The sequence below is a fragment of the Acinetobacter sp. 102 genome (genome assembly GCF_037028485.1).
GTDB classification, from domain to species: Bacteria; Pseudomonadota; Gammaproteobacteria; order Pseudomonadales; family Moraxellaceae; genus Acinetobacter; species Acinetobacter higginsii.
In genome coordinates, this window is record NZ_JAZEZK010000009.1 from 177,366 (window position 1) to 204,019 (window position 26,654).

Consider the following 26,654-nt stretch of genomic DNA (forward strand, 5'->3'; position numbering starts at 1 on the left):
CGAACTGCTGCTTTAGAGTGGCAGTAAACGATTGGAGACCACATTTTTCATGACAATGGTTGAGGTCAAACGCTGGACATTGGGTAAGGCAGACAGACTGTCATCATAGAGTTTCTGGAAACTGGCCAAGTCTTTAGCAACCACATGCAGTAAATAATCTGGATTTCCAAATAATCGTTGTGCCTGAATCACATTGGCAATTTCAATGACTTTTTCTTCAAAGCTAGAAAGTGCTTTTTTATCTCCATCTTTTAAAGTGACGAAGATAATCGCTGAGAAATTAAGGCCGATTTTTGAAGCTTCTAGATCAGCATGATAACCTTTGATCACACCACTTTCTTCTAATGCTTTAACACGACGATGACAAGGCGACAGACTTAGACCGATTCTTTCTGCCAGTTCTGTGATAGATAATCGCCCATTTGCTTGTAGTTCAGCAATAATTTTCTTATCAATGCGATCCATTTAGAAGAATCTCCCTTTGGGCTTTGAAGATATAGAAGTATTTGGAATAACATTTTCACCATTAAAGCATATCCTTTCTCAACAATCTTCACCAAATGGTGAAAAAGAAAACGATCAAAGGTCGTATTGTCGATGTGGGAAGGGCTTTGCTTATGGAACTTAGTGTGATTTTTGCTTTTTGGTGCGTTTCGATCTTATTCGTATTAACACCTGGCGCCGATTGGGCTTATGTCATTCTTGCAGGCATCAAAGGTAAATTTATTCTAAATGCCGTCACTGGTTTAGTGTTTGGGCATCTCATGGCGATCTTATGTGTGGCAGCAGGTGTGGGCGCTTTGGTGCAACACTATCCGATTTTACTTACTGTGATGACGATCATGGGTGCTTGTTATTTGTTATGGATGGGCATCAATCTATTTATACATCCAGCGACCATTTCAACTGAGACCGATGCCACGCAATCGCTTGATTCAGCAGGTTCATGGTTGATTAAAGGAGTGGGGATTAGTGGCTTAAACCCAAAAGTCTTGCTGTTATTTTTTGCCTTATTGCCACCGTTTATTCATCCACAAATGGCATTTTCACCAACCGTACAAATTATTTTTCTGGGATTAATTCACTTAATTAGCTGTGCTGTGGTGTATATGTTTGTGGGGATAGCAGCCAATAAATTGCTTAGAAGCAGACCGCGTGCAGTAAAATTTGTTAGCCGTATTTCGGGTGGATTGATGATGCTCATCGCAGCAATCCTATTTATTGGGCAAATTTAAAACTTAAGTCTTTTCATAAATAAAAAAATCCCCGAATATTCGGGGATTTTTTTATTTATAGAATGGCTTTGAGTCGTTTCACAACTTCTTCGCACTGCGCCAAATCGGCAACCAGTGCCATTCTGACATGACCTTCGCCTGGATTGCCTTGTTCTGTATCACGAGACAAATAACGACCCGGTAAAACCTTGATATGCGCTTTTTCCATCAACATCTTGGCAAAAGTTTCATCATTATCCACTTTTAACCAGTAATAAAAACCCGCATCTGGTTTTTGTAAAGGTAATAAATGACCGAGTTCAGACTGGAATAAATCAAACTTAGCACGATACTGCTGGCGGTTTTCTTCAACATGTGCTTCATCATTCCACGCTGCAATAGATGCCAATTGATTTTGTACTGGCATTGCAGCGCCGTGATAAGTACGGTATTGCAAATAAGGTTTTAATAAAGCCGCATCACCTGCAACAAAACCAGAACGCATGCCCGGTAAGTTTGAACGTTTAGAAAGTGAATGGAACACGATGCAATTTTTATAATCATCACGTCCCATTTCGGCACAAACTTCTAATAGGCCGATTGGTGCTTGGTCAAACCAAAGTTCCGAATAACATTCATCCGATGCAATTACAAAATCATATTGATCAGACAGGGCAATTAACTTTTTAAACTGTTCTTTTGATAGAACTGTTCCTGTCGGATTACCTGGTGTGCACACAAACAGTAATGCTGTTTTTTCCCAGACTTCCGCTGGAACTGCATCAAAGTCACCTAAGTAACCATTTTCTTCAGTACAGTTAATGAAATAGGGTTTTGCACCTGCAAGCAGGGCTGCACCTTCATAAATCTGATAAAACGGATTTGGCATCACCACATACGGTGCATCTTCACGCTTAATCAAAGCTTGTACAAAAGAGAAAATACCTTCACGTGTACCAGAAACAGGCAGGATATGATCCTCTGCACTAATATGATTCAACTTGAAGCGATTGATGAGCCACTGTGCAATGCTTTGGCGCAACTCAGGCAGACCTTTACTGTTTGGATAGGTCGATAGATGAGCAAAATTATCAATAATCGCTTGTTTAACGAACTCTGGTGCAGGATGTTTAGGCTCACCAATTGATAAAGGAATCAACGGTAAATTGGCAGGTTGCACATCTTTAAAAAGTTGATTTAACTTTTCAAAAGGATAGGGATGCAATAACGACAAGCTAGAGTTCATTTAAACAGTTACCAAACAATAAAATTTAAGATGGATTACAAATTTGATTCGATGCTTCATCTAAAGCGGCTTTTAAGCTTTCCGCAAAAGTTTTCACTTCTTCATCGGTGAGCAAGACACCATTTTTCTTGGTGACAAAGAAAATATCTTCTGCACGTTCGCCCAGTGTGGCAATTCTTGCAGAATGGATATCCAAACCTTGCAACATGAACAAACCACCAATACGCGCCAACAGACCAGGATGATCGAGGGTTGAGATTTCAACCATATGCTGCTGTAGCGTTGGGTTTAGGACAATATCGACAGTATTTTGCACATCAAAATGACGCAAATGACGTGGAATACGGCGTTGCATGATCCCTGGATATTGATCCGAATGACTCAATGCATCGACCAAAGCGGCTTTCACTTTGCGTTCGCGATCTGGATCAGTCAGTAAAGTACCAAAACGATCAAGGACCAGATAAGTGTCTAAGCTGAATGAAGTTGAGGCGGTGATAATACGTGCATCTTGAACATCAAGATTCATACGATCTAGTACCGCAACCGTGGTAGCAAATAAGTTCGGTTGATCACGAGTATAGATAAAGATCTGAACTGCATCATCAGCAGCATTACGATGCGCACGCAATAGGACCAGAGGTTCTGGATTATCGCCGTGTTGCAAAATTGCTTGGGTATGCCAAGCAATTTCATTGGCTGATTCTTTGACGAAGTATTCATCGCCCAGCTCTTGCCAGACTTTCTCAACTTCAGCGAGAGAGAAGTCATTGACCAGGAGTTCACTGGCAGCAAATTTGGTATCTTCAATCAGCATTTGATAGTCAACTGGACGACCTAAGCCTGAACGAATCACATCACGTGCGTAGGTATAGAGCTGACGCATCAAGGATGCACGCCATGTATTCCACAGTTTCGGATTGGTTGCGTTAATGTCAGCAACCGTCAAGGTATAAAGATAATCGAGATGCTCCATATCACCGACTTTTTCGGCAAAGTCTTTGACTTCATCAGGGTCAGAAATATCTTTTTTCTGTGCAGTAAGAGACATCAATAAGTGATTGTTAATCAGCCATGCCACCAACTTACATTCACGCTCGGTAAAGCCATGGGTGCGGCAGAATTCAATCGCATCCAGCGCACCAAGTTCACTATGATCACCACCACGACCTTTGGCAATATCATGGAAAATTGCAGCCATATACACGATGTCATGACGGGCAATACGCTGGAATACAGAACTGACCACTGGGAATTCTTTAGCAAACTCAGGTTCTTTAAAGCGACTTAAATTGCGCAGCAATAACAGAGTATGCGCATCGACGGTATAAATATGGAACAGGTCATATTGCATCAAGCCTGTAATCTGTCCAAAAGCAGGAATGTAATTGCCCAATACACCATAGCGTTTCATTGCCACCATGGTGTCATATAAATGTGGTGAACGAATAATCGACATAAACAGTGCTTGATGTTCTGGATTATCGCGGAAACGCTGATCAATCCGTTTTGCCGCAAGTACCAGCAGGCGCAAGGTACGGGCACGAATACCGGTAATTTCAGGTCGATTTGCCAATAAATAGAATAACTCTAAGATGGCAATTGGTTCTTCTGAAAATACTTTGTGATGTTGAACAGCCAATTTCCCATCGACAATTTTAAAACGTTCATTAATATCAATAATATGGCGTTCATAATCAGGTAGACGTGGGGTAATCACTGATTCATTGAAATAGGCGAGTAGCATTTCATTCAGTGTTGAAACTTGCTGCGCGGTACGATAGTAGCGCTTCATAAACTGTTCAACAGCAAAATTAACAGGCTGACCTTCTTCACGCACATAACCAAATTTTGCAGCGATATCACGTTGATATTCGAACAATAAACGGTTTTCATCGCGTTTGGCCAAACGGTGTAAATGGGTACGAATTTCCCATAAAAAGCTTTCGGCTTCTTCCAGTACACCCAATTCAAATTCAGTGATAAAACCCAAATGCACCAAATCATAAATACGATTGACGCGGAAGTGACGTTTGGCAATCCAGCCAATCTGATTGATATCGCGAATACCCCCTGGGGCATTTTTAATATCAGGTTCTAAATTACTTTCGGTATTGTTGTGTTGCGCATAACGTTTGGCTTGTTCAACCATTTTGGCATCATAGAAGGTTTGATCTGTCCATGTTTGCGCAACGATACGGCGTGGCCATTTTGCCAGTTGCTGATTACCAGTAATGAGACGAGCTTCAATCAAGGTGGTCGCAACAGTTAAATCATTAATGGCTTGTTCAACACAGTTTTGAATGGTACGAACGCTGATCCCCGGTTTGAAATTGCCGACATCCCATAAAGAAGAAATAAAAGTCGAGATCAGTTTTTCTTGTTCTTCACTGATTTCATCCTCAGACAAAATCATGATATCGGTATCTGAATAGGGCAGCATTTCATGGCGACCATAACCGCCTACTGCAAATAAGCCCAATTCTGTTTGATCTAAGCCTGCATGATTCCAAAGAAAGATCAGGGCTTCATCAATCGAGTCTGAGCGCGCTCCAATCACTTCACGAATAGGTTGACCATTTTCATAGCTCTCCTGTAATTGCTTTTCTACATCCGTACGCCATTGGTTAATGGCCTGAATATCATGAAGACTAGTGACGTAGTTCAACAAAGGAGAGGTCTTGATCATAAAGCTGGGTCTTCTATCAAAGCCCCTCTAAAAAGAGGGGAAATTGTGATGATAATAACCTAAGGTCATCTTAAGCGTTGGTTTGTACACTCACTTGGTCTGCGGCTTGCTGTGCCAATTCACGTGCAAGATCCGTTGTTTCAGCGCGAGCAGTTGCAACTCCCATACGGCGACGTTTAAAGCCCTCAGGTTTGCCAAATAGACGTAAGTCTGTGTTTGGATTTGCTAAAGCAAGATTCAAGCCAGTGAAACTCAAGTTTTTAGCATCAACACCTGCATAAATCACTGCACTTGCAGCCACACTATGACGTGCTGTATTGACAGGTAGACCGAGAATTGCACGGGCATGCAATTCAAATTCACTCTGGAATTGTGAAGCTAAAGTGACTAGACCGGTATCATGAGGACGAGGTGAAACTTCACTAAACCAAACTTTATCGCCTTTAATAAACAGCTCTACACCGAAGATACCACAACCGCCTAAAGCAACAGTGACTTTATTGGCAATGCGTTTTGCTTCTTCCAGCGCAGCAGGCGTCATCTGTTGCGGCTGCCAGCTCTCGACATAATCACCCGCATCTTGGCGGTGTCCGATTGGATCACAGAAATGTGTTTCGATTTCACCTGTTTCTGGATTTTTAGCACGGACGGTAAGCAAGGTAATTTCAAAATCAAAATCAATTTGCGATTCAATAATCACAGTGCCTTGATTGACGCGGCCGCCTTGCATTGCATAATCCCAAGCAGCATCCACTTCATCAAAACTCTTCACACGAGATTGACCTTTACCTGAAGAAGACATGACAGGTTTTACAAAGTTTGGATAGCCAATGTCATCACATGCAGCACGGAAGCTTTCTAAGGTATTGGCAAAGCGATAAGCAGAGGTTGGCAGGCCGAGTTCTTCAGCGGCTAAACGACGAATGCCTTCACGGTTCATGGTGAGGTTAACTGCTTTTGCAGATGGAATCACCGTTGCAGTTTGGCTTTGTTCAATTTCAACCAAAACTTCTGTAGCAATGGCTTCAATTTCAGGAACAATTAAATTGGGTTTGATCTTTTCAATCAGTTGTTTTAATTCGGCTGGATCGGCCATATTCAGGGTATAAGCATAATGTGCGACTTGCATTGCAGGTGCATGATCATAACGATCTGCAGCATGAACTTCGACACCTAAGCGTTGTAAAGAAATCACAACTTCTTTACCTAGCTCTCCAGAACCTAACAGTAAAACCTTAAATGCAGAAGATTGAAGTGGAGTTCCAAGAGTGACGCTCATGCGAATAATCCTATCCTGAGTAATTTGCGTTTAAGCATAGCAGAACTTTTTGTGGAATTAAGCTAATCTGAAACAAAAAACCTGCTTTTTGTTAGACAGAAAATTGCACTTCATCTGCGATTTGGCTGCTTACACATCTACCTGATAATTCAGTTGTAATTCATCTGCATGTTGACCGCGGATTCCCCAATTGCATTTCGGTGTTTCAAAAATTGTAATTTCAATATCTTGTGCTGAAATCCCACATTGTTGTTGAATATAAGTGAAAATACTTTGAATCAAACGTTTTTTGGCTTCAGTGCTTCTGCCTTCAAACATCGAAATTTCGATAATTAGATAATGCTGGCTCCGATCATTGGGATAGATAAAGTCTTCTTTCGCTAGCGCAATAAAACGCTGAAATTTCTTTTCGATAGGATAGTTCAAACTTTCAACTAGTGCTTGATGTACGGCATGAGAAAGTTGATTTCTAAACTGTTCAATAGTGGTTTGTAAGGCATAAATCTTGATTTGCGACATTGTTGATTTCTTCCTTCTTGAAGTTTTAATTTTTTATAGATGGACAAGTCTGACAGTATGCTGAACAAAATCATAAAATCAATTACTTAGAATAAAAAGCATTCTGCTGGGTAAATAAGTAACAAGCATTGAGAATTATTCCCAAATTGACTAGCATAATGTCCAAATGTTTCATCGGCGATTTGCTATGTCTAATCCAAACTCTCGTGTAACCGCAATCCTGTTGTGTAGTGCATATTTATTGGCTGCTTGCGGAAACTCAAATAATGAGCCAAAAGAAAAGGTCGAGATCAAACCTGCGCCGAAACTTAATAATGATGCCACCACCTATGCCAATACAGCATGGAAGTTGATCAATGACATCGATCCGATTGTTTATAATAAACAAGTGACTGATATTGAAGAAAAAGTCAGAAAACCATTGCGTCAGCTCAGTACTGATTGGCGTATCAATGTCAAAATGACCGATTCCGTGACTGAAGGGAAATATGCCTTGTGTCGTAAAGCATTGACCAGTTTGGATACTTGGGCACGTGATGTAAAAGATAATGCCAATGCATCAATTCAGAAGCAGGCTGATTACGAGCGTGATAAAGCACAGTGTAAGGATGCAATTGATAATCCCGCGCTAGGCAATACTTCACCTAAGTAAGAATATACAAATAAAAAAGCGAGATATTTTATCTCGCTTTTTTATGGTTAAAGTCATCAAACGCTTATGAGGTTTTGACCGTTTTTGCTGCTTCCTGTTTGGCTTTTGTTGCTGTGGTATTGGCCACTTTTTTCGTATCTGTTGTTGCTTTCATCGCATCGTGTTTCGCAGTATCTTTCATTTTCGTCATGTCATGCTTTGCAGTATCTGTTGCTTTGGTTGCTTCTTTCTTGGTTTTTACCACACTTGTTGCAACACATTTACCGCCTTTGTGATTTGGTCCGGTACCACCTTGGATTTGAGTTCCTTTCGGGCAGGCAAATGCGCTAGCGCTGAGTACTGTAAATAGGCCTGCTGTTAAAATCGTTGCAATTTTTCTCATGATTGTCATCTGCATCGGGTAAGCGATAGTGCTTAGCTTTAATGTATGCGTGTTCAAGACAAGAAAGCAGACTGATTTTGTGAAATATTTTAGGGCATCAGTAGTATTTTATAGTGAGAGTTTATCTTTTAATTTATGTTTAAGCTTAAAAGCATATTGCAAAAAAATGCTGTGCTTATCCATTTAAAATACAAGACATTATACTTACGTTTTTAGGTGACCGACTGTTGCCAATTTTCTAAGCCGATCTAAATCAATGACTTCGATTTTCTTAAAACCAAGCTGAATGACGCCTTGCTTTTCAAACAGGTTGAGCTCTTGATTTACAGTTTGTCGAGATACCGTCAACATATTGGCCAATTGGTCTTGAGAGATTTGAATACTAAAATCCTGAATAAAGGAACGATTGCCATAACCCTCTAAAATAAACAATAAGCGTTGTGCTAGGCGCTGGGTAATGCTTTGGGTTTGAATCGCAATTTGCTCTAAAAATACATAGCGTAGTTTTTGACTGGTCAGCAGGGCAAAGTAGTACCAGTAATACGGATTTTGCAGCAAGAAATCATTGAGTGGTTGTGCTGGTATTTGCAGCACCACGCTTTTCTTTAATGCAATCGCATCATGTGAGCGGGGTTGCTGGTCGATGAGGGAAATTTCACCAAACCACATGATCGGTTCCGCAATTGCAGCAATCGCTTCATTGCCATTGACGTCGATATAACCCAAGCTAATTGAGCCTTCCAATACGCCATAAACCCCATCAAATCGATCTTGCGCACTAAAAACGGCTGCATTTTTTTCGAAGATATGTTTCTTGCCATGTTCAATAATAAAATTTTGAAAAGGCTCGGCTAGGTGGCTAAACCATGAGTTTTGCTGCAAATGTTGGATATAAATCGAATCTAGCACAACGGGTTCCTTTGAGAAAAATAAATCCATTTGTCAGCTACATGACAACTTCGCTGCAATATTTCTTATAGATTAACAGCATAAACGAATTATATGAGGAATGAACAATGACAAATTTGGAACGTCTACTTAGTCAATATGCGGCTTATCACTTAGATCGAAATAATGTTGTGACCCATTTTGTGGGAATTCCCTTAATTGTTTTTTCTATTCTGTGCTTAACAGCGCGTGCTGGCGTAGAAATTTCGGGCTTTTCAATCACTTTGGCCATGTTGCTTATCGTTCTAAGCAGTATTTATTATATTTCACTGGATAAGTTATTCGGTATTTTGATGCTGATTTTATTTGTCTTGGCATATCCATTGGCTGTGAAAATTGCGGCTTTACCAATGTGGAGTTGGCTAGGTGCGAGTATTGGTATTTTTGTGGTGGGTTGGGTATTCCAATTTGTGGGCCATTATTTTGAAAAGAAAAAACCAGCCTTTGTTGATGATGTGATTGGTTTAGCCATCGGGCCATTATTTGTATTGGCAGAGTTTATCTTCTTGCTCGGATTCCGTAAGCCGTTGCATCAGCGCATTTTAAAAGAAGCCCAAATCAAACGTGCTGAAATGGATATGAAGCCGCAGACGGTATCTTAAGTCGTCAGTTTGATGTAAAAGCCGATATCAGGATGAGTCGGCTTTTTTTATTTGGATGAAAGAGCACTTATAGCGAGTGATATCAGTACGCTTTTGAAAACGGTTAAAGTTGAGCAATAAATTTCTGAATCGTTTCGATGACTAATTCGGGATATTCTCGGTGAGGGAAGTGTCCACACTGGGAGATAATATACGTTTCAGCGTGGGTATATTTGGCCAATCGTTTGGGTTGTTCTACACTGCCATATTCATCATGCCCGCCATGTATGATCAGCATTTTAGCGGAGACTGCCTGTAAATCTGATTGTAATGACCAATCTCGAAACTCAGCAGAAAGCCATGTTTCTGTCCAAGCATCTAAAACCCATTGTGCTTTTTCAGCATGATATTTTTCTAGGCGTTGCAGTTGTTCAGGTTGTTGAAAGTTTTTTTTAGCCGCAGTGATACCATCCAGTGTTTCCTGTTCAACATAGGCTTGTGCTGCAAGCGTGATGACTGCTGTACATCGTGAAGGATTTTGTGCTGCAAAGCTGACCGCCATACCACCACCGACGCTATGACCAAGTGCAATCACTTGTGGTATTTCAAGTTGATTTAAAAGTTCAATAATCACTTCGGCTTCTTGTTGAATAAAATGATGAGATAGCTTAGAGAGAATAGGATCAGATTTGCCAAAGCCCAAACGATCATAGGCAATCACGGTTCGGTGGGTTGCGATCGCAAGTTGTTCTGGAAAATCCCGCCAGAGTTGCACACTGCCCAGAGAATCATGAAGTAATAGGATTGGAATTTTATTATCTGTGTATTGTGGCTGCCATATTTTTAGAAAGACATGTGCATGCTTTATCGCAAGTATTTGTTCTGTGCTATGTAAAAGTGACATTGTAGTTGAGCCAAGTGTCTAAATTGATCAAAGAATAATAAAAAACGATTGATCTGATATAGCTATAATCGTGAATAAGGATAGTCTGATCGTGCCATTAAAATGAAAAAAATCGCCATTATTGTCTATGATGGGTGTTGGGCCATGAGTGTGATGATGCTGAAAGATTTCTTTCATGTCGTTAATTTACTATCAATCCGGCAAGGTCTAGCCGAAAGCTATCAAGTTGAGATGATCAGTCTAGATGGTTTAGCCAAAACAAGTGCCAGTGGTCCAAGTATCGAAGTCGATGACAAAGTTAGAAGGGAGACAACTTATGATTTAGTCATTCTTCCCAGTTTTGAAGGGAATCGGCTTATTCAGATCCAAGAAGAAAATAATGACTTGGTCGACTGGCTTACAAGTCAAATACAGCAACAAACACCAATTCTCGCGCTCACAACAGCTGCTTATTTTTTGGCGGCTACTCAACAATTGCAGCATGTCCTGCTTGCGACCCATTGGGCGTTTCTGAGAGAACTAAAACGGTTGTTTCCTCAAAGCTCCTTTACTGCCAATCGAAATTATTTGCAAAGTGAGCAGATTTATACGACAGGTACATTGCTTGGAACGTTTGATGCTTTGCTGGGCATTGTGGCACAACAGAAAGGGGATTATTTTGCACAACTCTGTGCCAGTCATTTGTTAATGCACGCTCCACAAGAACTCAATCCTGTACTGCCAAATTTTCGTAATCATTGTGATGAAGCGGTGTTGCAGGTGCAAGATTGGCTTGATATCAACTTTCCTCAGGAAAATCGTATTGCTGATTTGGCCAAGCAGTTTAATTTTAGTGAGCGAAATTTAAAACGGCGGTTTCAATTAGCGACACAGATTTCACCTAATCAATATTTACAGCAGGTGAGAGTGGATAAGGCCAAGAAACTATTATTAACCTCTGAGATGAATGTACAGCAGATTGCCTATCTAGTGGGTTATGAAAATGTCAGTTTCTTTATCCGCGTATTTAACAAAATAACAGGTTGCACCCCAAGCCAATGGCTAAAATAAAAAAACCGCCAATAAGATCGTTACTGGCGGTTTGGAAATCAAAACATTGATTTATACATTAAAACGGAAGTGTAAAACATCGCCATCTTGAACGATATAAGTTTTACCTTCTAAACGCCATTTACCTGCTTCTTTGGCACCGCTTTCACCGTTATATTGAATGAAGTCATCATATGCCACACATTCAGCACGGATAAAGCCTTTTTCGAAGTCAGTATGAATCACACCCGCTGCTTGTGGCGCAGTTGCACCAACTTTCACAGTCCAAGCACGAACTTCTTGTACACCCGCAGTGAAGTAAGTCTGTAAGCCAAGTAAGCTATAACCTGCACGAATCACCACGTTTAAGCCTGGTTCTTCCATACCCATCGCTTCCAAGAATTCAGCACGGTCTTCATCTTCTAATAATGAAATTTCAGCTTCGATCTGGTTGCAAAGGGGTACAACAATCGCATTCTCTTCAGCAGCAAGTTTTTTTACCGCTTCAAGATGTGGGTTATTTTCAAAACCGTCTTCTGCCACGTTGGCAATATACATGGTTGGTTTAAGCGTCATTAAACCGAAACCGCGAACGGCTTTACGTTCGTCATCAGAAAGGTCAGCTGCACGCGCTGGTTTACCTTCATCAAGTAAAGGTTGGATTTTTTCTAACACTGCTTTAGTTGCAAGCGCTTCTTTATCGCCACCTTTTGCCGCTTTAGTTAAACGTAATAACGCTTTTGCAACAGTATCAAGGTCCGCAAGTGCAAGTTCAGTATTGATGGTTGCGATGTCATCTAATGGGTCAATTTTACCATTTACGTGAATCACGTTTTCATCTTCAAAACAACGAACCACGTGTGCAATCGCATCTGTTTCACGGATATTGGCAAGGAATTGGTTACCCAAGCCTTCACCTTTTGATGCACCAGCAACCAAACCTGCGATATCAACAAATTCCATCGTGGTCGGGATAACACGTTGCGGTTTAACAATCGCTGTAAGTTTGTCTAGGCGTGGATCTGGAACAGGGACAATACCTGTATTCGGTTCAATGGTACAGAACGGAAAGTTTTCAGCTGCAATCGCTGCCTTTGTTAATGCATTGAACAATGTAGATTTACCTACGTTTGGCAGACCAACAATACCGCAATTAAAACCCATGAAACCACTCACAAATGTGTTATTTAAAAATTGCTGCTGATTTTACATGAAAGCCATGACAAAGTCAGGTCATGGCGAGTGCGGATTTTTATTTCGAGCTTAAACTTTGCGTTTATCGAGCTGTTTGGCAATATTATCGCCTGTGGTTTGTACCAACATGACCAAAACAATCAGGACTAAAATCACCGCCAGCATGACTTGCATATCAAAACGTTGATAGCCGTAACGATAGGCGATATCGCCCAAACCACCAGCACCAATGGCACCAGCAATGGCAGAGGAACTGATCATGGTGACAATGGTCACGGTAAAACCTGCAACAATTCCTGGCAAAGCTTCAGGAAGCAATACATGCCAAAGAATCTGCTTGCGGTTACAGCCCATCGCCTGTGCTGCTTCAATTAACCCTTGATCGACTTCACGTAGACTGACCTCTGCAATACGGGCAAAGAACGGAATAGCAGCAATGGTTAAGGGGACAATCGCAGCCAAGACGCCGTAACTGGTGCCGACGATCCATCGGGTAAATGGAATCAGAGCCACCATCAAAATCAGGAAGGGGACTGATCGAGTGATGTTAATGATCCAGCCTAAGGACTGATTGATTTTCTTGGAAGGATAAATCCCAAAATCTGCAGTACTCACCAAAATTAAGGCAATTGGCAGACCAATCAAAAAAGCGAGAATCGCAGAAACACCGACCATGATTAAAGTATCGGTGGTTCCTGTCAGTAATAGATCAATGAGTTGATTGTACATAACCGATCACCTCAAGTTGTGTTATTGCTGGATGTTTTTCAGATTGTGAGCGGTTTAGATCAAACTCGAGATTGCGAATCCCGATGATCAATGAGCCGATGGTACGCTGCTGAATGCTATCAATTTGACTGTAATACACCTGAACTGGACTATTAAAACCATCCAATAGTTCATATAAATCATGCACCGATTTCGATTCACTGACATATTTCAATTTTAAAATCTGATGCGTGCTCTGAGGCAGAATGGTTTGGCTCAACTCAAAGGGTAAATTCACCTGTTCAAAGTTGAGTAATTCCTGCGTGATCTGTTGTTGTGGATTGGAAAATACCGACCAGACTTGCCCGGCTTCAACAATTTCACCCTGATCAATTACAATCACCTGATCGCAAATCTCTTGGATGACCTGCATTTCATGGGTGATCAAGACGATGGTTAAACCAAGGTCCTGATTGATCTGTTTCAATAAGGACAGAATATTAGCGGTACTTTCAGGGTCCAGTGCTGAGGTGGCTTCATCACAGAGCAGGATCTCGGGCTGAGAAACCAAGGCTCGTGCTATACCAACACGTTGTTTCTGTCCACCAGACAATTGAGCAGGGTAATCATTTCGCTTTGCCTCTAATCCCACTAGCGTCAGTACCTCGGTGACGCGTTGTTCGATCTCAGCCTTGTCATAACCCGCAATACGGAGTGGTAAAGCTACGTTTTCCCACACCGTTTTGGCAGACATTAAATTAAAATGCTGAAAAATCATGCCAATTTTCTGCCGAGTTTTGATCAACTCGGCATGGCTGAGTTCAGCAATATTTTGCTGATGAATTAAAATACTACCTGTATCAATCGACTCTAAGCCATTTAAGGTACGCAGTAGGGATGATTTACCAGCGCCACTTTTTCCGATAATCCCAACAATCTGTGCTTTGGGAATATCAATACTAATGTTTTTTAAGGCATGTAAGCGTTGGCCCTGTACATCATAAAACTTATTTAAACCACGTATTTTTAGATGCGGGACTGAAAAATCGACCTGTGAACCAAAACTCACCATGATTGTTCTCCTTATTTCCAACCTGGGAACCACAAAGTCGGACCGAAATCACTATCCAATGCAGCTTTGACTTTAGGTGAGTTTTGATAAATCTCGACAAATTTCTGTAGTTTGTTGTCCTTGTCCTGATAATCATCACGCACCACAAATAAAATCGCATAACGTTTATTGGTGTTGTCATCAAACAATAAGGCACTTTCAGGATCAGCCGTCTTGGCTAAACGTAAGTAATGTGGATAGCCAAAAGCGAGATCAACATCATCAATGGCACGCGCAGTTTGCGGGCCTTCAACTTCAGTAAATTTCAGATTCTTCGGATTCGCTGTAATGTCTTTTAGTGCAGAAAGGTGATTGTTACTGTCTTTCAGTTCAATCAACTTGGCTTGTTGTAACAGTAATAGAGCACGGCCTTGATTGACAGGATCATTCGGAATCGCAACAGTTGCACCATTCGGGAGTTCATCAAAACTTTTATATTTTTTTGAATACAGTCCAACATGTGAAGCCGCACCTGCAGCAAATGACTTTAATTTAAAGCCAGTTTCTTTAATGGCATTATCCAAAAAGGGCTGATGCTGGAAAAAGTTCGCATCAATATCACCATGATTCAAAGTGATGTTAGGCGTATTCCAGTCGGAAAACTCGACCAATTTGACATTCAAACCTTGCTGTTTGGCTTCATCCACTGCAACTTGCAATGGATGGGCAAAAGAAGGACTGATCCCAATCACCAGTTCACTGCTATGGTTCTGTCTTTGTTTATTCCAAATCAATAGGGCAATAATCGCAACAACGACGACAAGGCCAATACCAAGCCATTTTTTAGAGGCTGTTTGAGCCATATATTTCTCCAATTCTTTTCTTAAATGTTAAGCACTAATTTCTTCAATTATTTTTAGGTCATCTGCGTTGTTATGCGTTCTACATCGGAACTGATCAGCAGGATGGCTTGCAGCTAAAAGATCGCCTTGGGCAAACAGTTTGTTCCGCAGTGAACCTGTCGCATATTTAGTTTTATAACGTCCACGTTGCTGTAACTCAGGAATTACCAGTCGAATGAAATCATGGTGTGATTCAGGTGCAACCGTACGGGTCAGGTTAAAACCATCAATGCCAGTTTGATCGAGTAGTTCAATCAGGTATTCCGCAACTTCAGCACCACTCCCTACAATCAGGGGATAACGTCCACCCAAAACATGCTGTGCTTTCAGGTCATTTTTGCTGATGCGCTGTTCTTTAAACTTTTCATTGACGGAAGCAATGCTGTTGCTCTTTTGATAAGGAATCGCTTCATCATCTGCAAACTTGGCAAGATCAATACCGACTGAACTGGCATAATGTGCTAAACCTGCTTCAGGGCTGGCATATTGACGATATTCAGCCAGTTTTTGCTGGGCGAGTTCATGTGTTTCCGCGACGACAACGGTAATGCCGACAAAGATTTTAATCGCATCTTCATCTCGACCTTGTTGCTGTGCTTGTAGTCGTATTTTATTAACTTGCTGACGAATCTTTTCAGGTTGATCGCCGCCAATAAAAATACATTCGGCATGACGCGTGGCAAACTGTAGTCCCTTCGGTGAAGCACCTGCTTGGAAGAGTGTTGGCGTACGTTGAACCGAAGGCGCTACCTGAAACACACCTTGGCTTTGGTAATATTGCCCTTGATGATTGATCGAGTGGACCTTGTTCGGATCAGTAAAAACGCGCTGTTGTTTATCTTTCTTTAAGGCATCATTTTCCCACGAACCTTCCCAATATTTATAGCAAAGCTGTAAAAACTCCTCGGCCTGATCGTAACGCGCATCATGATCTTTTAAACCTTTTTGCCCAATCAAACGTTCGGCACTATCCAGATAGCCTGTGACAATATTCCAGCCCAAACGACCTTGAGTTAAATGATCAAGACTGGCAAATCGCCGTGCAAATTGATAGGGCTGCTCATAACTGAGATTGACGGTCACACCAAAACTCAAATTCTGCGTGACCAAAGCCATCGCCGAAATTAGGGTAGAAGGATCATGGCTTGGCAGCTGAATCGATTCTTTTAAAGTCAGCTCAATCCCATTTTGATAGACATCATAAACACCTGTAATATCGGCTAGGAATAAACCATCAAACAAACCTTGTTCTAAGGTCTGTGCTAATTCGGTCCAATAACTCAGCTCATTAAAGCGATGTGATTGATCACGCGGATGCGTCCATAGGCCATGATTGATATGACCGACACAGTTCATATCAAAGGCATTTAACAAGATTTTTTTAGCGGTCGTTTGACTCATTACAAAGTCCCCCGACGTGGAGGCAGAATGCCATTCAACACATAGTTACCGATAAAGTAATATTTCCAGCGTGCAGCATCATGCAAGGTATGTACACGCGCATTACGCCAATGACGATCCAACCCATCAGCACGTTGACTGCCACGGCTGCCAGCTAATTCAATTAATTTTGATGAGGCTTTTAATGCAGTTTCCGTACTATGTGCACGTACTTTTGCCACATCAATTGAGGCTTTGGCTAAGGTCTCAGCATTGAGATCTTGTTTTGCAGCATCTACAGAGCGAGATGCTTGTTTGAGGAGTAATTCGCTGGCTTTGACATCGGTTGCCACACGACCTAATTCAGATAGGGTTAAAGGGTCTTGAGTAGCGGAATCAATAGTGGCATCAATCCATGGGCGGGCGACACGCACACGCGCTAGTGTTTCTTCAAACGCAGCACGGGCAATCCCGACTTCAATCGCGGCATGCATGATTTGGGCAAATGGCCCCACCAAAGATAGCTGCTTAAAGGCAGTATCAAAAGGAATCACATCCTCTTTGGTAACAAAGACCTGATTAAATTTGACTGTACCGCTGCCCGTGGTGCGTTGCCCAAAGCCAGACCAGTCATCAATCAGTTCTAATCCTTGACTGTCTCTTTGTACAAAAGCCAAAAACTCATTACCTGTTTCATCAAGCACTAGTGTTGGAATACGATGGGCGAATAGGCTGCCGGTGCAATAAAACTTTTCGCCTTGAATCAGATAACCGTTTTCGCTTGGAATCAATGTGGTTTGCTTATGTGCAGAGGTGCGGGTTTTAAATTCAGCCAGCGCATTACCAAAACGCGCACCTTGTAATACTTCTTGATAGAGGCGTTTCTTTTGCGCTTCCGTACCAGTATTGCGTAATACTTCCAATGCATAAAAATGGTTTTGTGGAATCTGACCGATTGAACCATCCGCACCGCTAAACAGCGCAATGACTTTGGCTACGGTTAGGCTGGAAACTTCTGCACCGCCATACTGTTTAGGTACCGTAATCGCCCATAAACCTGACTGACTATAGGCTTCAATTTCAGTAAACGGCAAGTTTCGATTGGCATCACGTTCAACCGCCGCGTGTTTAAACTGTTGACTGAGTTGAGTCGCAATTTCTAGGGCTTCGGCATCGCTCTGAATAACATGCGCCGCTTTAAAATTGGTTTTGGCAAAACCTTGTAATTCTTGATATGAGGTCATGATGATTTGCTCCTTAAATCCAGGCATGGCGGGCAGGGTGTGTACCATTAAGGTAATAGTCACCGATGGCATGGAATTTCCAACGCACAGGATCATGTAAGGTATGTACGCGAGCATTGCGCCAATGCTGATCAAGATTATGTTGGCTCAGGCTGGCACGGCTTCCACCAAGTTCGAGTAGTTTTTCGGAGATATGCAGGGCTGCATCATTGGCATAGATCTTTGCTTCAGCCACTAAAATTGAAGCACGAGCAGCTTGCTCGGTAGAAATCTCAGCAATTTGATCAAGTTCATCTAGATATTCGGCAGCATCGTCCAGTAATAAAATGGCAGCATCGAGCAGGATATTGAGTTTGCCAACTTCTTGCAGGGTGTAGTGTTCTTCACTGGCCTTTTCTACGCCTGCATCAATAATGGGACGTGCTTTACGAATGCTGGATAAGGTGTCATCAAAAGCGGCTTCAGCAATACCAACATCAATGGCAACCTGTAAAAGTTGAGAATACGCACCGCGAACATTTGGAGTGTCGGTAATAATGCGCTCATCAAAAAATAGTGCAGGATCAACGACAACATTGCGTAGTTTTACTGTTCCACTGGCTGTAGTACGTTGACCAAAGCCATTCCAGTCATTAATCACTTCAACACCAGCAGCATGTCGATCAACAATTGCCAATACGGTATAGCCATCTGGATGCAAGGCACGAATCGCTAACCAGTCTGCAAAGCTGGTCCCAGTCGAATAAAACTTTTCTCCATTTAAAAAGTATTGCCCATTTTCCAAGCTTAACGTGGTTTGAATGGCTTTGGTGTCTTTAGAATTCTTTTCTGGTCCACCATTGGCGATGCGTTTGCCTGCCAAAATTTCAGTGTAGATAAACTGCTTTTGCGCATCTGAACCGGTGATATTAATAAAATTTAAAAGGCCGAATTGGTTTTGTGGAATTTGTCCAACATTGGCATCGGCTTTACTTAAAATACGAAACACGTGGGCTAAGGTTTTATTGGAGACAAAAGCACCACCATATTGTTGCGGTACACGGATTCCCCCCAGACCTTTTTGGCTAAACTGAATGATTTGTTCGGTGGGTAAAACACGATTTTGATCTCGATTATTTCGATCTTCTAATGCAAAGTCAGCAACTTGATAGGCAGCATTGATGGCCTGCTGATCATTTGAAATCAGTTGTGTTTGAACTTGAATCACTGATTGATTACTGGACATGTGAGCACCTCTAATAGATAAGAGACACTTTACAAAAGTTTTACTTTTCAACTAAACCATCAGTTATGGCTTGTATATCACAATAATTCCTAAGCATTTTTTATGAGAAAAATAACAGAAAAATTAATATTAAATATTAATATAAAACAATGACTTGAATTTTGTGCTGGTTTATTAAACAGTATAAAAATTTATTTTCTATGAATGAGAGGAATATTCTCACCATGAAAATTTATAAAGCGACTTCGCCAAAATTCAAAAAGATCGAACGAAAAGGACATTGTATTCATTAACTTTTACTTCTAAAGTAGGGAAAACCTTATGTTTGATCGAGTAGAAAAATAAATTTGGAGAGTTTATGCGGGTTTTATACCAATTTCCTTTGTCCCACTATTGTGAAAAAGCTCGCTGGTTGTTAGATCATAAGGAATTGGACTATGTGGCACATAATTTAATTCCAGGTTTCCATCGTGCGTTTACTTATCTAAAGTCTGGGCAATATTTATTGCCAATGCTGAAAGATGATAAGCGGTGGGTTGCTGATTCAACACAAATCGCTTTATATCTTGATACGACCTATCCTGAACATGCGTTATTGAGACGTGATGAGCAGTTACGTAAGCAAGCTTTAGAAATCGACAAATTGACTGATGAACTTGGTGTACATGTTCGTCGCTGGTCATTGGCACATGCACTGTCAGTGGGTGATCATCCACTTGAAATCATGATGGGTGAACAAGGCTATTTACGTCAGTTTGAGAAGATTTCGAAACCAATATTAAAAAGTCTGGTTTCGACCAACTATAAATTGAGCCCTGAAAAAGTTGCTCAATCCAAGTTACGTATGACCGAGTTAATTAGCGATCTGAATCAGCGTTTGATTGATAATCAAGGGCGTTATATGGTTGGTGATCGGCTTGGTTTAGCGGATATTTCAGTTTGTTCTATTCTTGCACCGTTATTGGTGATCAAAGGCACGCCTTGGGAACTCGAGAATGACGATATTGAACAGTTTGATGGCGAACTGAAGCAATATTATGACTATTTATCAGACCTACCGATTGGGCAATACGTTCAGCGTATTTACGCGACTGAGCGTAATGCACGCGTTGATTGGCGTGGTTTGTAAATCAAATTTTGAGTCGAAAAGCCCTGATGAATAAAAATCGGGGCTTTTTTATGGGAAAGAAAATTGAAAAACTATCGATAAAGCAAAAAATAATCAGGGAATAAAATTAGTTTTTAAAAGAAAATTCGTTTTAAGCAGAAAATATTAGAAATTATTGCCAAATTTACTTTAAAAAAATTGAAAAGAGGGAAATAATTATAAAAAGGCTTTGTTATCTTATGTTTCAGGGTGTGATGGGGATCGAAACAAGTTGTTCAACTATTGGGAGATCAGTTGAACAGTTGCTCAAAAGGTCTTGTTTCGGCTTTGAGACAAAGATAAACCAAAAGTTTATCGGAATCATGTTTGCGTTATCCATGCAGCATCGTCAAAAGTTAAACGAATGTTTTCCCTTGACCCTTAAAAATTACTGAGTGAGCAGTTCCGATAAAAACATCGATTGAAAGAGAGGACTGTAGAATGGAATTGGATCGTTTTGATAAACAAATTCTTGAAATTTTGACCCATGAAGATGTCAATCTGAATGAGCTATCAGAACGTATTAACCTTTCGGTTAGTTCAGTGCATCGACGCATTAAAAACCTGATTGAATCCCAAGTAATGGGACAGCTCAAACGAGAAATTAATTTTAATAAACTCGGTTTTAGTTTGCATATTCTTTTGCAGGTTTCGTTGAGCAAACACGACAGTGAAACTTTTGATAAGTTCTTACAAGAAATTGAAGATATACCAGAAGTGACCAATGCCTTTTTAGTGACAGGGCAGAGTGCCGATTTTATTTTGGAATTGGTGGCACGCAATATGGACGACTATAGTGAAATTCTATTACGACGTATTGGTAAGATTGATAGTGTCGTCGCACTACATTCAAGCTTCGTGATCAAAGAATATAATGTATTTAACTGCTATAAACTTTTAAATAAGCTATAAAAAAATGCATCTAAAAAGATGCATTTTTTTATCATCTAAAAGAATTAAGCATCAAGTTGCGCTAAAACTTCTTCAGAGAATTCAACGTTGGTATAGACGTTTTGAACATCGTCAAGATCTTCAAGCATATCAATCATTTTCAAGATTTGTTTCGCTTGATCGATATCTGTGATTTCAGCCTTAGTTGAAGGGCTCATTACAACTTCAGCATTGTCAGATTTTAAACCAGCTGCTGTAAGGGCATCCTGAACATCACCAAAGCTCTCTGGGCTAGTGATCACCAAGATACTGTCCTCATCAATCTCGATATCATCTGCACCAGCTTCTAAAGCAACTTCCATGACTTTGTCTTCTAAAGAAACATCTTCAAAAGAAATTTCACCGCGCTTGGTGAATAGGTAAGCCACCGAACCATTGGTACCTAAGTTACCATTGGTTTTAGAGAAACAATGACGAACATCTGGAACAGTACGGTTTAAGTTATCGGTCATGGTTTCAACGATAACCGCAACACCACCAACGCCATAACCTTCATAGGTAACTTCTTTTAAATCATCATTGTCTTCACCACCAGCACCACGTTGGATTGCACGGTTGATGGTGTCACGTGTCATATTCACAGACAGTGCTTTTTCAACTACAGCACGCAAACGAGGGTTACTCGCCGCATCTGGCCCGCCCAAACGTGCAGCGGTTACGATTTCACGGATGTATTTAGTAAAAACCTTACCGCGACTTGCATCTTGTTTAGCTTTACGATGCTTAATATTGGCCCATTTAGAATGACCCGCCATGGAAGTAACTCCAAAAAATAAAACTTAAAAAAAAGTGCAGGAATATTAGCATAGCGATGGTTTTGTTGAAAACTAGCATCGCTCATATTCAAACTTTAAAATCTTGATCAAGCGTCAAAGATTGATCAAATAGATTGGATTAATTAGCTAATTTTTACGTCTATGTCGTATTCCGCATAAAGCGCTTTGATCTTTTCCAGATCTTGTTGCAAATCGCTTGGGTAAATTTTACCTAAAATCCCGCCTTGTTTATTGCGTGCATTGGCATACATCAAAATAATTGGCACATTGGCAGCTTTGGCGATATGCCAAAAACCAGTGCGGATGGGTTTGCGTTCTTCACCATCTTTTGCACGTGTTGCTTCAGGCGCAATCACCAGATTAAAGCTGTCATTTTGATTAAACAGTTCAACCATTTGCGTCACGATATCTTTATTGGCTTTACGGTCGACAGGGATGCCACCTAAACGTTCTAAGATTGGTTTTAGAGGGCCTTTGAATAATTCTTTTTTGATTAAGGTATGAATTTTGAGTTCTAAAATTTCAAATAAAGCGAGGGAGAGGATGGTATCCAGATTCGATGTATGCTCAAAGCCAATAATGACTTGTTTTTTTTCTAAAATGCTTGGGTCTACGTTATATTCCCAACCTGTTGCTTTAAAAATAGATTTTCCTAAAAATTTTTTCATGTTTATCATCATAGGCTTTGAGTCGCAGCAGTGTAATACGAGTTTTCAGGAAAATACATATCCTAAAACACCAGATGAAAAAAATTGGATGTCTTATTAATGATCAAAATAGTGCAATATGATCTTTACTCAAGCTGGGAAGATCAGATAGAATCAGCGCAGTTTATGATTTTTAACATTATTTTCGTAATTTGATAAAATCATCTGCTTGTAACTTAAGTTAAATTTGACTAAGATCAGGCAGCATTAATCATACATAAAATATGATTTAAGTTTAGGGCCTATAGCTCAGTTGGTTAGAGCAGCGGACTCATAATCCGTTGGTCCCGTGTTCAAGTCACGGTGGGCCCACCATATTCAACCTCGTAACTCTTTGAGTTATGGGGTTTTTTAATGCTTACTATTTTTAGACCATCGGATTTTTCGGTCTATTTGGTGGTCCATCCGTTCGATAGTCCGATGTTCTATCTGTTTGATTGCCTACATAGCGCCGACATATTTCCCTATTGCACGTTTTCTAGTACTTCGGTGTTGCACACGATTTACAAGTAATATGCATCCTCTATGTTCTAGGTCATTGTCGCGTAAAACGTGTGAAAAGAGAAATTGTTTGGGGGATTTAGACTTTCGGTTGTTTTACCATTTTCTCCTATGGGTTTAGTGAGGTATGGCTAGAGATAGGGGAGTTAAGCTATTGGGATTGTTACTAATTACGCAGAACTGCTTTATCGTAGGAGAAAAATCGGAATAAATCTATTTATCATGTCTCAAAAACTCTTCTTAGCCATAATTATAATGATAAACCTTTAGTTGAAGCTGTTTCACTGAGGTTGGCCAATATCTTTGGTCAAGATCTGGTTTTTCATGACTCAGGGTCTATTTAACCTGATCACGGCATTATTGATCAAATGAATAAAAGGCTTGAAGCACCTGAGTTTGTCTTCTTCTTAGTATCTTCCAAGAGTTTGAAAGTGATATGGTAAAAATTGGAATGGCAAAATACACCTTATTTACCAAGTAAGGGGAAAACACACCTGTTTCCAATCACAGTTGATGGTTGTAAAATGCCTACTTTGTAAAAAAATACTATTTATCGATATATACTATTGGACTTGAAGCTACTATTGCTCAAATAGTTAGTGTGACATAAGGAAATACTTCTTTTACTCCTCAATTTCAAAATTTCTCTAACTCCACTTACAGTTTTATTAAATTTGAAGATAGTACTTTTGAAATTAAAATCACTTCTTCATATATTAAAGCTTATTAAGAAAATAAAAATATTTAGAAGTTTTAAAGTTTTAATTTAGTATTTTTTAAATATTGAGAAATAATTGAAAAAAAAGATATGTATGGTTATTTTTGAATAAACTATTGAAAATTTAATCACTATGAAGCATAGTATGGAAAAATTCACAAGTTAAAATGTGTACAGCTATTGTATTTAATTGTCGGTATAGTATTTTATCTAGAGTTTTAATTTATTTTGTTTGATTTTTTAAGGGTAAGTGATATGGCGCATATCAAATGTGAAAAATGTAGTTATAAAGAAGAAGCTAATAAAACATTTTTCTTAAAAGTAATGGGTACGGCATTTGTTGGTGGGGGATTTTGGGCATGGGTTTCATTTTTCTTTGCAGGAACAGGTTTTGCTTTTGCAATTTGTGTGGCAATTGTTACTGGGGGAGTAGCGCTGCTCGCATTTTCTGATCAGATTACAAAATGGGTATCTGAAAAATATTCTTGTCCAAAGTGCAAAAGTAGAAATTGGAAATTAATTAAATAGCTCAATTATAGTAATATGTGAGTTTAATTACTTTTATTTAGAGTTGAAATTTTAGATCGATTAAATAATTAATCAAACCACCTTATAGCTAGATTTCCACAAATAAGTTACTTCAGTTTACGTACTTTCTAGAAGCTGAAAGTAACTTATTTCTGCATGATGTAGCAGAATTTTTGTACGGGAGTTTTTTTATGGTGAAGAAAAACTTGGGAAGTGCATTAAGCTATATCGGGTTGTATAGAGATCTTTAGGGTGGAGTTTTGTTATTTTTAGCAAAATTTTCCATAAAAGATTTATTATTTTGATTTTAAATGCTTAATGCTTTCTAGCATCTTGCTCTCTAAGCTAATTAATTTTGTTGTGAAAGTAGATATAAAATGATTGAAAGTGAAAAATTATATGTGGGTGAGCTCTTTGGAAAATGGTACAGAATACCTGAGTATCAAAGGCCTTATGTTTGGGGCAAGGATCAAATAGCTGAGCTTTTACAAGATTTAAGTGATGCTATGAATCGTGATGAGAATGCCCAGTACTTTTTAGGGTCAATGGTTTTACAGAAGAAAATTACTGAAAAAAACAATACCAATTATGTCGAGTATGATGTACTTGATGGCCAGCAGAGATTAACGACCCTTTTCTTGCTAATCTCTGTGATTCGTGACTTAACAGAGGATGAAGACTGTCTTAAAACTTGTAAAGAAATTATTTTCCAAAAGAAAAATCTATTTACGAATACTCCTGAGCGACTGAGAGTAGTATTTGATATTAGGCAAGAAGTTAAAGATTTCATTGATGACTGCGTTAAAGAAGAAAAAAGTACACTTAAAATAACTTCATCACTTATTGAAAATTATGGCAAGGATACTGATCTTTCAGTAATCAATATGTCTAAAAATATAGTTCAAATACGAGACTATTTTGAAGAACATCAAAATTTTGACCAATTTGCTATTTTTTTAATTAATAAAGTGCTGATGATTTATGTAGGATCTGAAGAGCTTGATGATGCCTTTAGATTATTTACGGTTATGAATAATCGAGGTGTTAAACTTCGTAGTAGTGATATTTTAAAAGCAAGTAATTTAGCTCTAGTTTCTAATCATGATGAAAGAGTGAAAGCTGCAAAAAATTGGGAAGAAGCTGAAAACTATTTTGGTGAAGATTTTGATGAGTTTCTCTCTCATTTACGTTCAATTTTAGTTAAAAAGAAAGCAATGGTCAGTCTTTTGAAAGAGTATGAAGATAGTATTTATGCGCCTAGGGAATATGATCGTTCAAATAAAACCACTAAAAATTTACCTCCTTTGTTAAATAAAGGGATGGATACTTTTAACTTTATTGATAAATACAGAAAGCATTACATTGAAATATTTGACAATAATCACTATGAGTTGTCAAAGAGTTTTGAATTAAATAACTTGCTTGTAATGATGAAAGCAGGGTTTGAATCAGATTTTTGGATTGCTCCATTGTTAAAGTATTACGACAAATTTGGTAGTCACCAACTAATTCGTTTCGTAAAATCATTAGACAATGCATTTGCTTATGATTGGTTGGTGGGTTTAACACCAACGAGTCGAATAGAGAATGTGAATAATTGGATGGAAAATATAGACACGAAAACTAGCGAAGAAGTCATTCAAATATTGAAAAAGCATATAGATCAATTAGAATTAGCTATCGAGTTAGATAAAAAAATTTATGGTAGAAGAGCTGCTAAATATCTAATGCTAAAATTGGATTGTATATTGCATGGGCATACAACTAAATTAGACTTTCCAAGTACGATTAGCATAGAGCATATTCTTCCGCAAACACCAAATAGCGATAGCCAATGGTTAAATGACTTTACCGATGAAGAACGTAATTATGCAAAAGATAGACTGGGAAATTTGGTATTAATCTCGAGACGAAAAAATTCCTCTCAGAATAACCGTGATTATTCTGATAAAAAGAAAAAATATTTTCAAGGAAATATTGAACTATTCAGTAATTCAATCAGAATTTTCCAACAATTTGATACTTGGACAAACTCTGATTTTGCTAAAAACCATGCAGATGTGAAAAAAAAGTTAATTAGTCATTTTACTTCTTACTCATAATGTATTGAAACGCCCTAGATAAATTATTTTTTAGAGGTTATTTAAAGATATAGCTTTCATTTTACTGTCCAATACGT

General features: G+C 39.4%; 25 protein-coding genes and 1 tRNA gene. 9 read left to right on the forward strand and 17 right to left on the reverse strand.

The genetic code is table 11. The annotated features are described in order from the left end of the window. Window positions 1-12: 12 nt before the first annotated feature. The gene (locus WA352_RS11195) at window positions 13-465 is read right to left on the reverse strand and encodes an Lrp/AsnC family transcriptional regulator (protein WP_004807851.1); all 453 of its coding nucleotides are present in this window, start codon (window positions 463-465) and stop codon (window positions 13-15) included. 152 nt (window positions 466-617) lie between these two features. Between WA352_RS11195 and WA352_RS11200 the strand changes: the two genes are divergently transcribed. After that, window positions 618-1,235, forward strand: a complete 618-nt coding sequence (locus WA352_RS11200) for a LysE family translocator (RefSeq protein ID WP_033133364.1) — start codon at window positions 618-620, stop codon at window positions 1,233-1,235. A 55-nt stretch (window positions 1,236-1,290) separates the two neighbouring features. Here the strand turns inward: WA352_RS11200 and dapC are convergent, their stop codons facing one another. The 4 genes from dapC to WA352_RS11220 all read right to left on the reverse strand — a co-directional run bounded on the left by dapC (window position 1,291) and on the right by WA352_RS11220 (window position 6,947). After that, a complete protein-coding gene (gene dapC, locus WA352_RS11205) occupies window positions 1,291-2,460 on the reverse strand; it encodes a succinyldiaminopimelate transaminase (RefSeq protein ID WP_033133348.1) in 1,170 nt (389 codons plus the stop codon). 25 nt (window positions 2,461-2,485) lie between these two features. After that, window positions 2,486-5,149, reverse strand: coding sequence for a [protein-PII] uridylyltransferase (gene glnD / locus WA352_RS11210; protein ID WP_005189443.1), 2,664 nt, complete (start codon window positions 5,147-5,149; stop codon window positions 2,486-2,488). A gap of 70 nt (window positions 5,150-5,219) precedes the next feature. Continuing rightward, window positions 5,220-6,437, reverse strand: a complete 1,218-nt coding sequence (gene purT / locus WA352_RS11215) for a formate-dependent phosphoribosylglycinamide formyltransferase (protein WP_171248652.1) — start codon at window positions 6,435-6,437, stop codon at window positions 5,220-5,222. Between the two features lie 120 nt (window positions 6,438-6,557). Next, window positions 6,558-6,947 (reverse strand): tautomerase family protein, encoded by a 390-nt coding sequence (locus WA352_RS11220; RefSeq protein WP_033133346.1) that lies wholly within the window; start codon window positions 6,945-6,947, stop codon window positions 6,558-6,560. A 187-nt stretch (window positions 6,948-7,134) separates the two neighbouring features. Between WA352_RS11220 and WA352_RS11225 the strand changes: the two genes are divergently transcribed. Further along, on the forward strand, window positions 7,135-7,599 hold the full coding sequence (locus WA352_RS11225; RefSeq protein WP_033133345.1) for a hypothetical protein: 465 nt from the start codon (window positions 7,135-7,137) through the stop codon (window positions 7,597-7,599). Between the two features lie 64 nt (window positions 7,600-7,663). Here WA352_RS11225 and WA352_RS11230 read toward each other — a convergent pair whose 3' ends face one another. Next, window positions 7,664-7,981, reverse strand: coding sequence for a hypothetical protein (locus WA352_RS11230; protein WP_033133344.1), 318 nt, complete (start codon window positions 7,979-7,981; stop codon window positions 7,664-7,666). 204 nt (window positions 7,982-8,185) lie between these two features. After that, window positions 8,186-8,890, reverse strand: coding sequence for a Crp/Fnr family transcriptional regulator (locus tag WA352_RS11235; protein WP_033133343.1), 705 nt, complete (start codon window positions 8,888-8,890; stop codon window positions 8,186-8,188). 107 nt (window positions 8,891-8,997) lie between these two features. On the opposite strand from WA352_RS11235, the gene WA352_RS11240 reads away from it, so the two are divergent. Then, the gene (locus WA352_RS11240; RefSeq protein WP_033133342.1) at window positions 8,998-9,531 is read left to right on the forward strand and encodes an Mpo1 family 2-hydroxy fatty acid dioxygenase; all 534 of its coding nucleotides are present in this window, start codon (window positions 8,998-9,000) and stop codon (window positions 9,529-9,531) included. A 103-nt stretch (window positions 9,532-9,634) separates the two neighbouring features. On the opposite strand, the gene WA352_RS11245 is transcribed toward WA352_RS11240, so the two are convergent. Continuing rightward, window positions 9,635-10,414 carry an alpha/beta fold hydrolase gene (locus tag WA352_RS11245; RefSeq protein WP_033133341.1) on the reverse strand — a complete coding sequence of 260 codons (780 nt, stop codon included), beginning with the start codon at window positions 10,412-10,414 and terminating at the stop codon, window positions 9,635-9,637. Window positions 10,415-10,516: 102 nt separating this feature from the next. Here WA352_RS11245 and WA352_RS11250 point away from each other — a divergent pair, with 102 nt between their 5' ends. Further along, entirely contained in the window at window positions 10,517-11,464 is a 948-nt protein-coding gene (locus WA352_RS11250) for a GlxA family transcriptional regulator (protein ID WP_033133340.1), read from the forward strand. 51 nt (window positions 11,465-11,515) lie between these two features. Here the strand turns inward: WA352_RS11250 and ychF are convergent, their stop codons facing one another. The 7 genes from ychF to WA352_RS11285 form a co-directional block, all read right to left on the reverse strand. After that, window positions 11,516-12,607 carry a redox-regulated ATPase YchF gene (ychF, locus tag WA352_RS11255; RefSeq protein ID WP_005271118.1) on the reverse strand — a complete coding sequence of 364 codons (1,092 nt, stop codon included), beginning with the start codon at window positions 12,605-12,607 and terminating at the stop codon, window positions 11,516-11,518. 99 nt (window positions 12,608-12,706) lie between these two features. After that, window positions 12,707-13,366, reverse strand: coding sequence for a methionine ABC transporter permease (locus tag WA352_RS11260; RefSeq protein ID WP_004962596.1), 660 nt, complete (start codon window positions 13,364-13,366; stop codon window positions 12,707-12,709). Further along, on the reverse strand, window positions 13,347-14,417 hold the full coding sequence (locus tag WA352_RS11265; protein ID WP_033133339.1) for a methionine ABC transporter ATP-binding protein: 1,071 nt from the start codon (window positions 14,415-14,417) through the stop codon (window positions 13,347-13,349). Before WA352_RS11265 ends, WA352_RS11260 begins: the two co-directional genes overlap by 20 nt. 11 nt (window positions 14,418-14,428) lie before the next feature. Further along, window positions 14,429-15,259 (reverse strand): MetQ/NlpA family ABC transporter substrate-binding protein, encoded by an 831-nt coding sequence (locus tag WA352_RS11270; protein WP_005189398.1) that lies wholly within the window; start codon window positions 15,257-15,259, stop codon window positions 14,429-14,431. Between the two features lie 27 nt (window positions 15,260-15,286). Beyond that, complete coding sequence (locus WA352_RS11275; protein ID WP_033133338.1) at window positions 15,287-16,699, reverse strand: LLM class flavin-dependent oxidoreductase; 1,413 nt, start codon at window positions 16,697-16,699, stop codon at window positions 15,287-15,289. Then, the gene (locus WA352_RS11280) at window positions 16,699-17,922 is read right to left on the reverse strand and encodes an SfnB family sulfur acquisition oxidoreductase (RefSeq protein ID WP_033133337.1); all 1,224 of its coding nucleotides are present in this window, start codon (window positions 17,920-17,922) and stop codon (window positions 16,699-16,701) included. The genes WA352_RS11275 and WA352_RS11280 overlap by 1 nt, the downstream gene beginning before the upstream one ends. Window positions 17,923-17,935: 13 nt before the next feature. Continuing rightward, window positions 17,936-19,147 (reverse strand): SfnB family sulfur acquisition oxidoreductase, encoded by a 1,212-nt coding sequence (locus WA352_RS11285; RefSeq protein ID WP_033133336.1) that lies wholly within the window; start codon window positions 19,145-19,147, stop codon window positions 17,936-17,938. A 358-nt stretch (window positions 19,148-19,505) separates the two neighbouring features. Here WA352_RS11285 and WA352_RS11290 point away from each other — a divergent pair, with 358 nt between their 5' ends. Then, entirely contained in the window at window positions 19,506-20,276 is a 771-nt protein-coding gene (locus tag WA352_RS11290) for a glutathione S-transferase family protein (protein WP_033133335.1), read from the forward strand. 459 nt (window positions 20,277-20,735) lie between these two features. Beyond that, a complete protein-coding gene (locus WA352_RS11295) occupies window positions 20,736-21,206 on the forward strand; it encodes an Lrp/AsnC family transcriptional regulator (protein WP_004661600.1) in 471 nt (156 codons plus the stop codon). A 44-nt stretch (window positions 21,207-21,250) separates the two neighbouring features. On the opposite strand, the gene WA352_RS11300 is transcribed toward WA352_RS11295, so the two are convergent. Further along, entirely contained in the window at window positions 21,251-22,000 is a 750-nt protein-coding gene (locus WA352_RS11300) for a YebC/PmpR family DNA-binding transcriptional regulator (RefSeq protein WP_033133334.1), read from the reverse strand. Window positions 22,001-22,143: 143 nt separating this feature from the next. Then, entirely contained in the window at window positions 22,144-22,689 is a 546-nt protein-coding gene (locus WA352_RS11305) for a 1-acyl-sn-glycerol-3-phosphate acyltransferase (RefSeq protein WP_374755507.1), read from the reverse strand. Window positions 22,690-22,966: 277 nt separating this feature from the next. On the opposite strand from WA352_RS11305, the gene WA352_RS11310 reads away from it, so the two are divergent. From WA352_RS11310 to WA352_RS11320, 3 genes are all read left to right on the forward strand, one after another. Then, window positions 22,967-23,043: transfer RNA gene (locus tag WA352_RS11310), tRNA-Ile, on the forward strand. A 1,159-nt stretch (window positions 23,044-24,202) separates the two neighbouring features. Continuing rightward, window positions 24,203-24,475: a hypothetical protein gene (locus tag WA352_RS11315; protein ID WP_033133332.1), complete on the forward strand. Its 273-nt coding sequence runs from the start codon at window positions 24,203-24,205 to the stop codon at window positions 24,473-24,475. Between the two features lie 377 nt (window positions 24,476-24,852). Beyond that, window positions 24,853-26,577 carry a DUF262 domain-containing protein gene (locus WA352_RS11320; protein WP_033133331.1) on the forward strand — a complete coding sequence of 575 codons (1,725 nt, stop codon included), beginning with the start codon at window positions 24,853-24,855 and terminating at the stop codon, window positions 26,575-26,577. Window positions 26,578-26,654 lie beyond the last annotated feature (77 nt).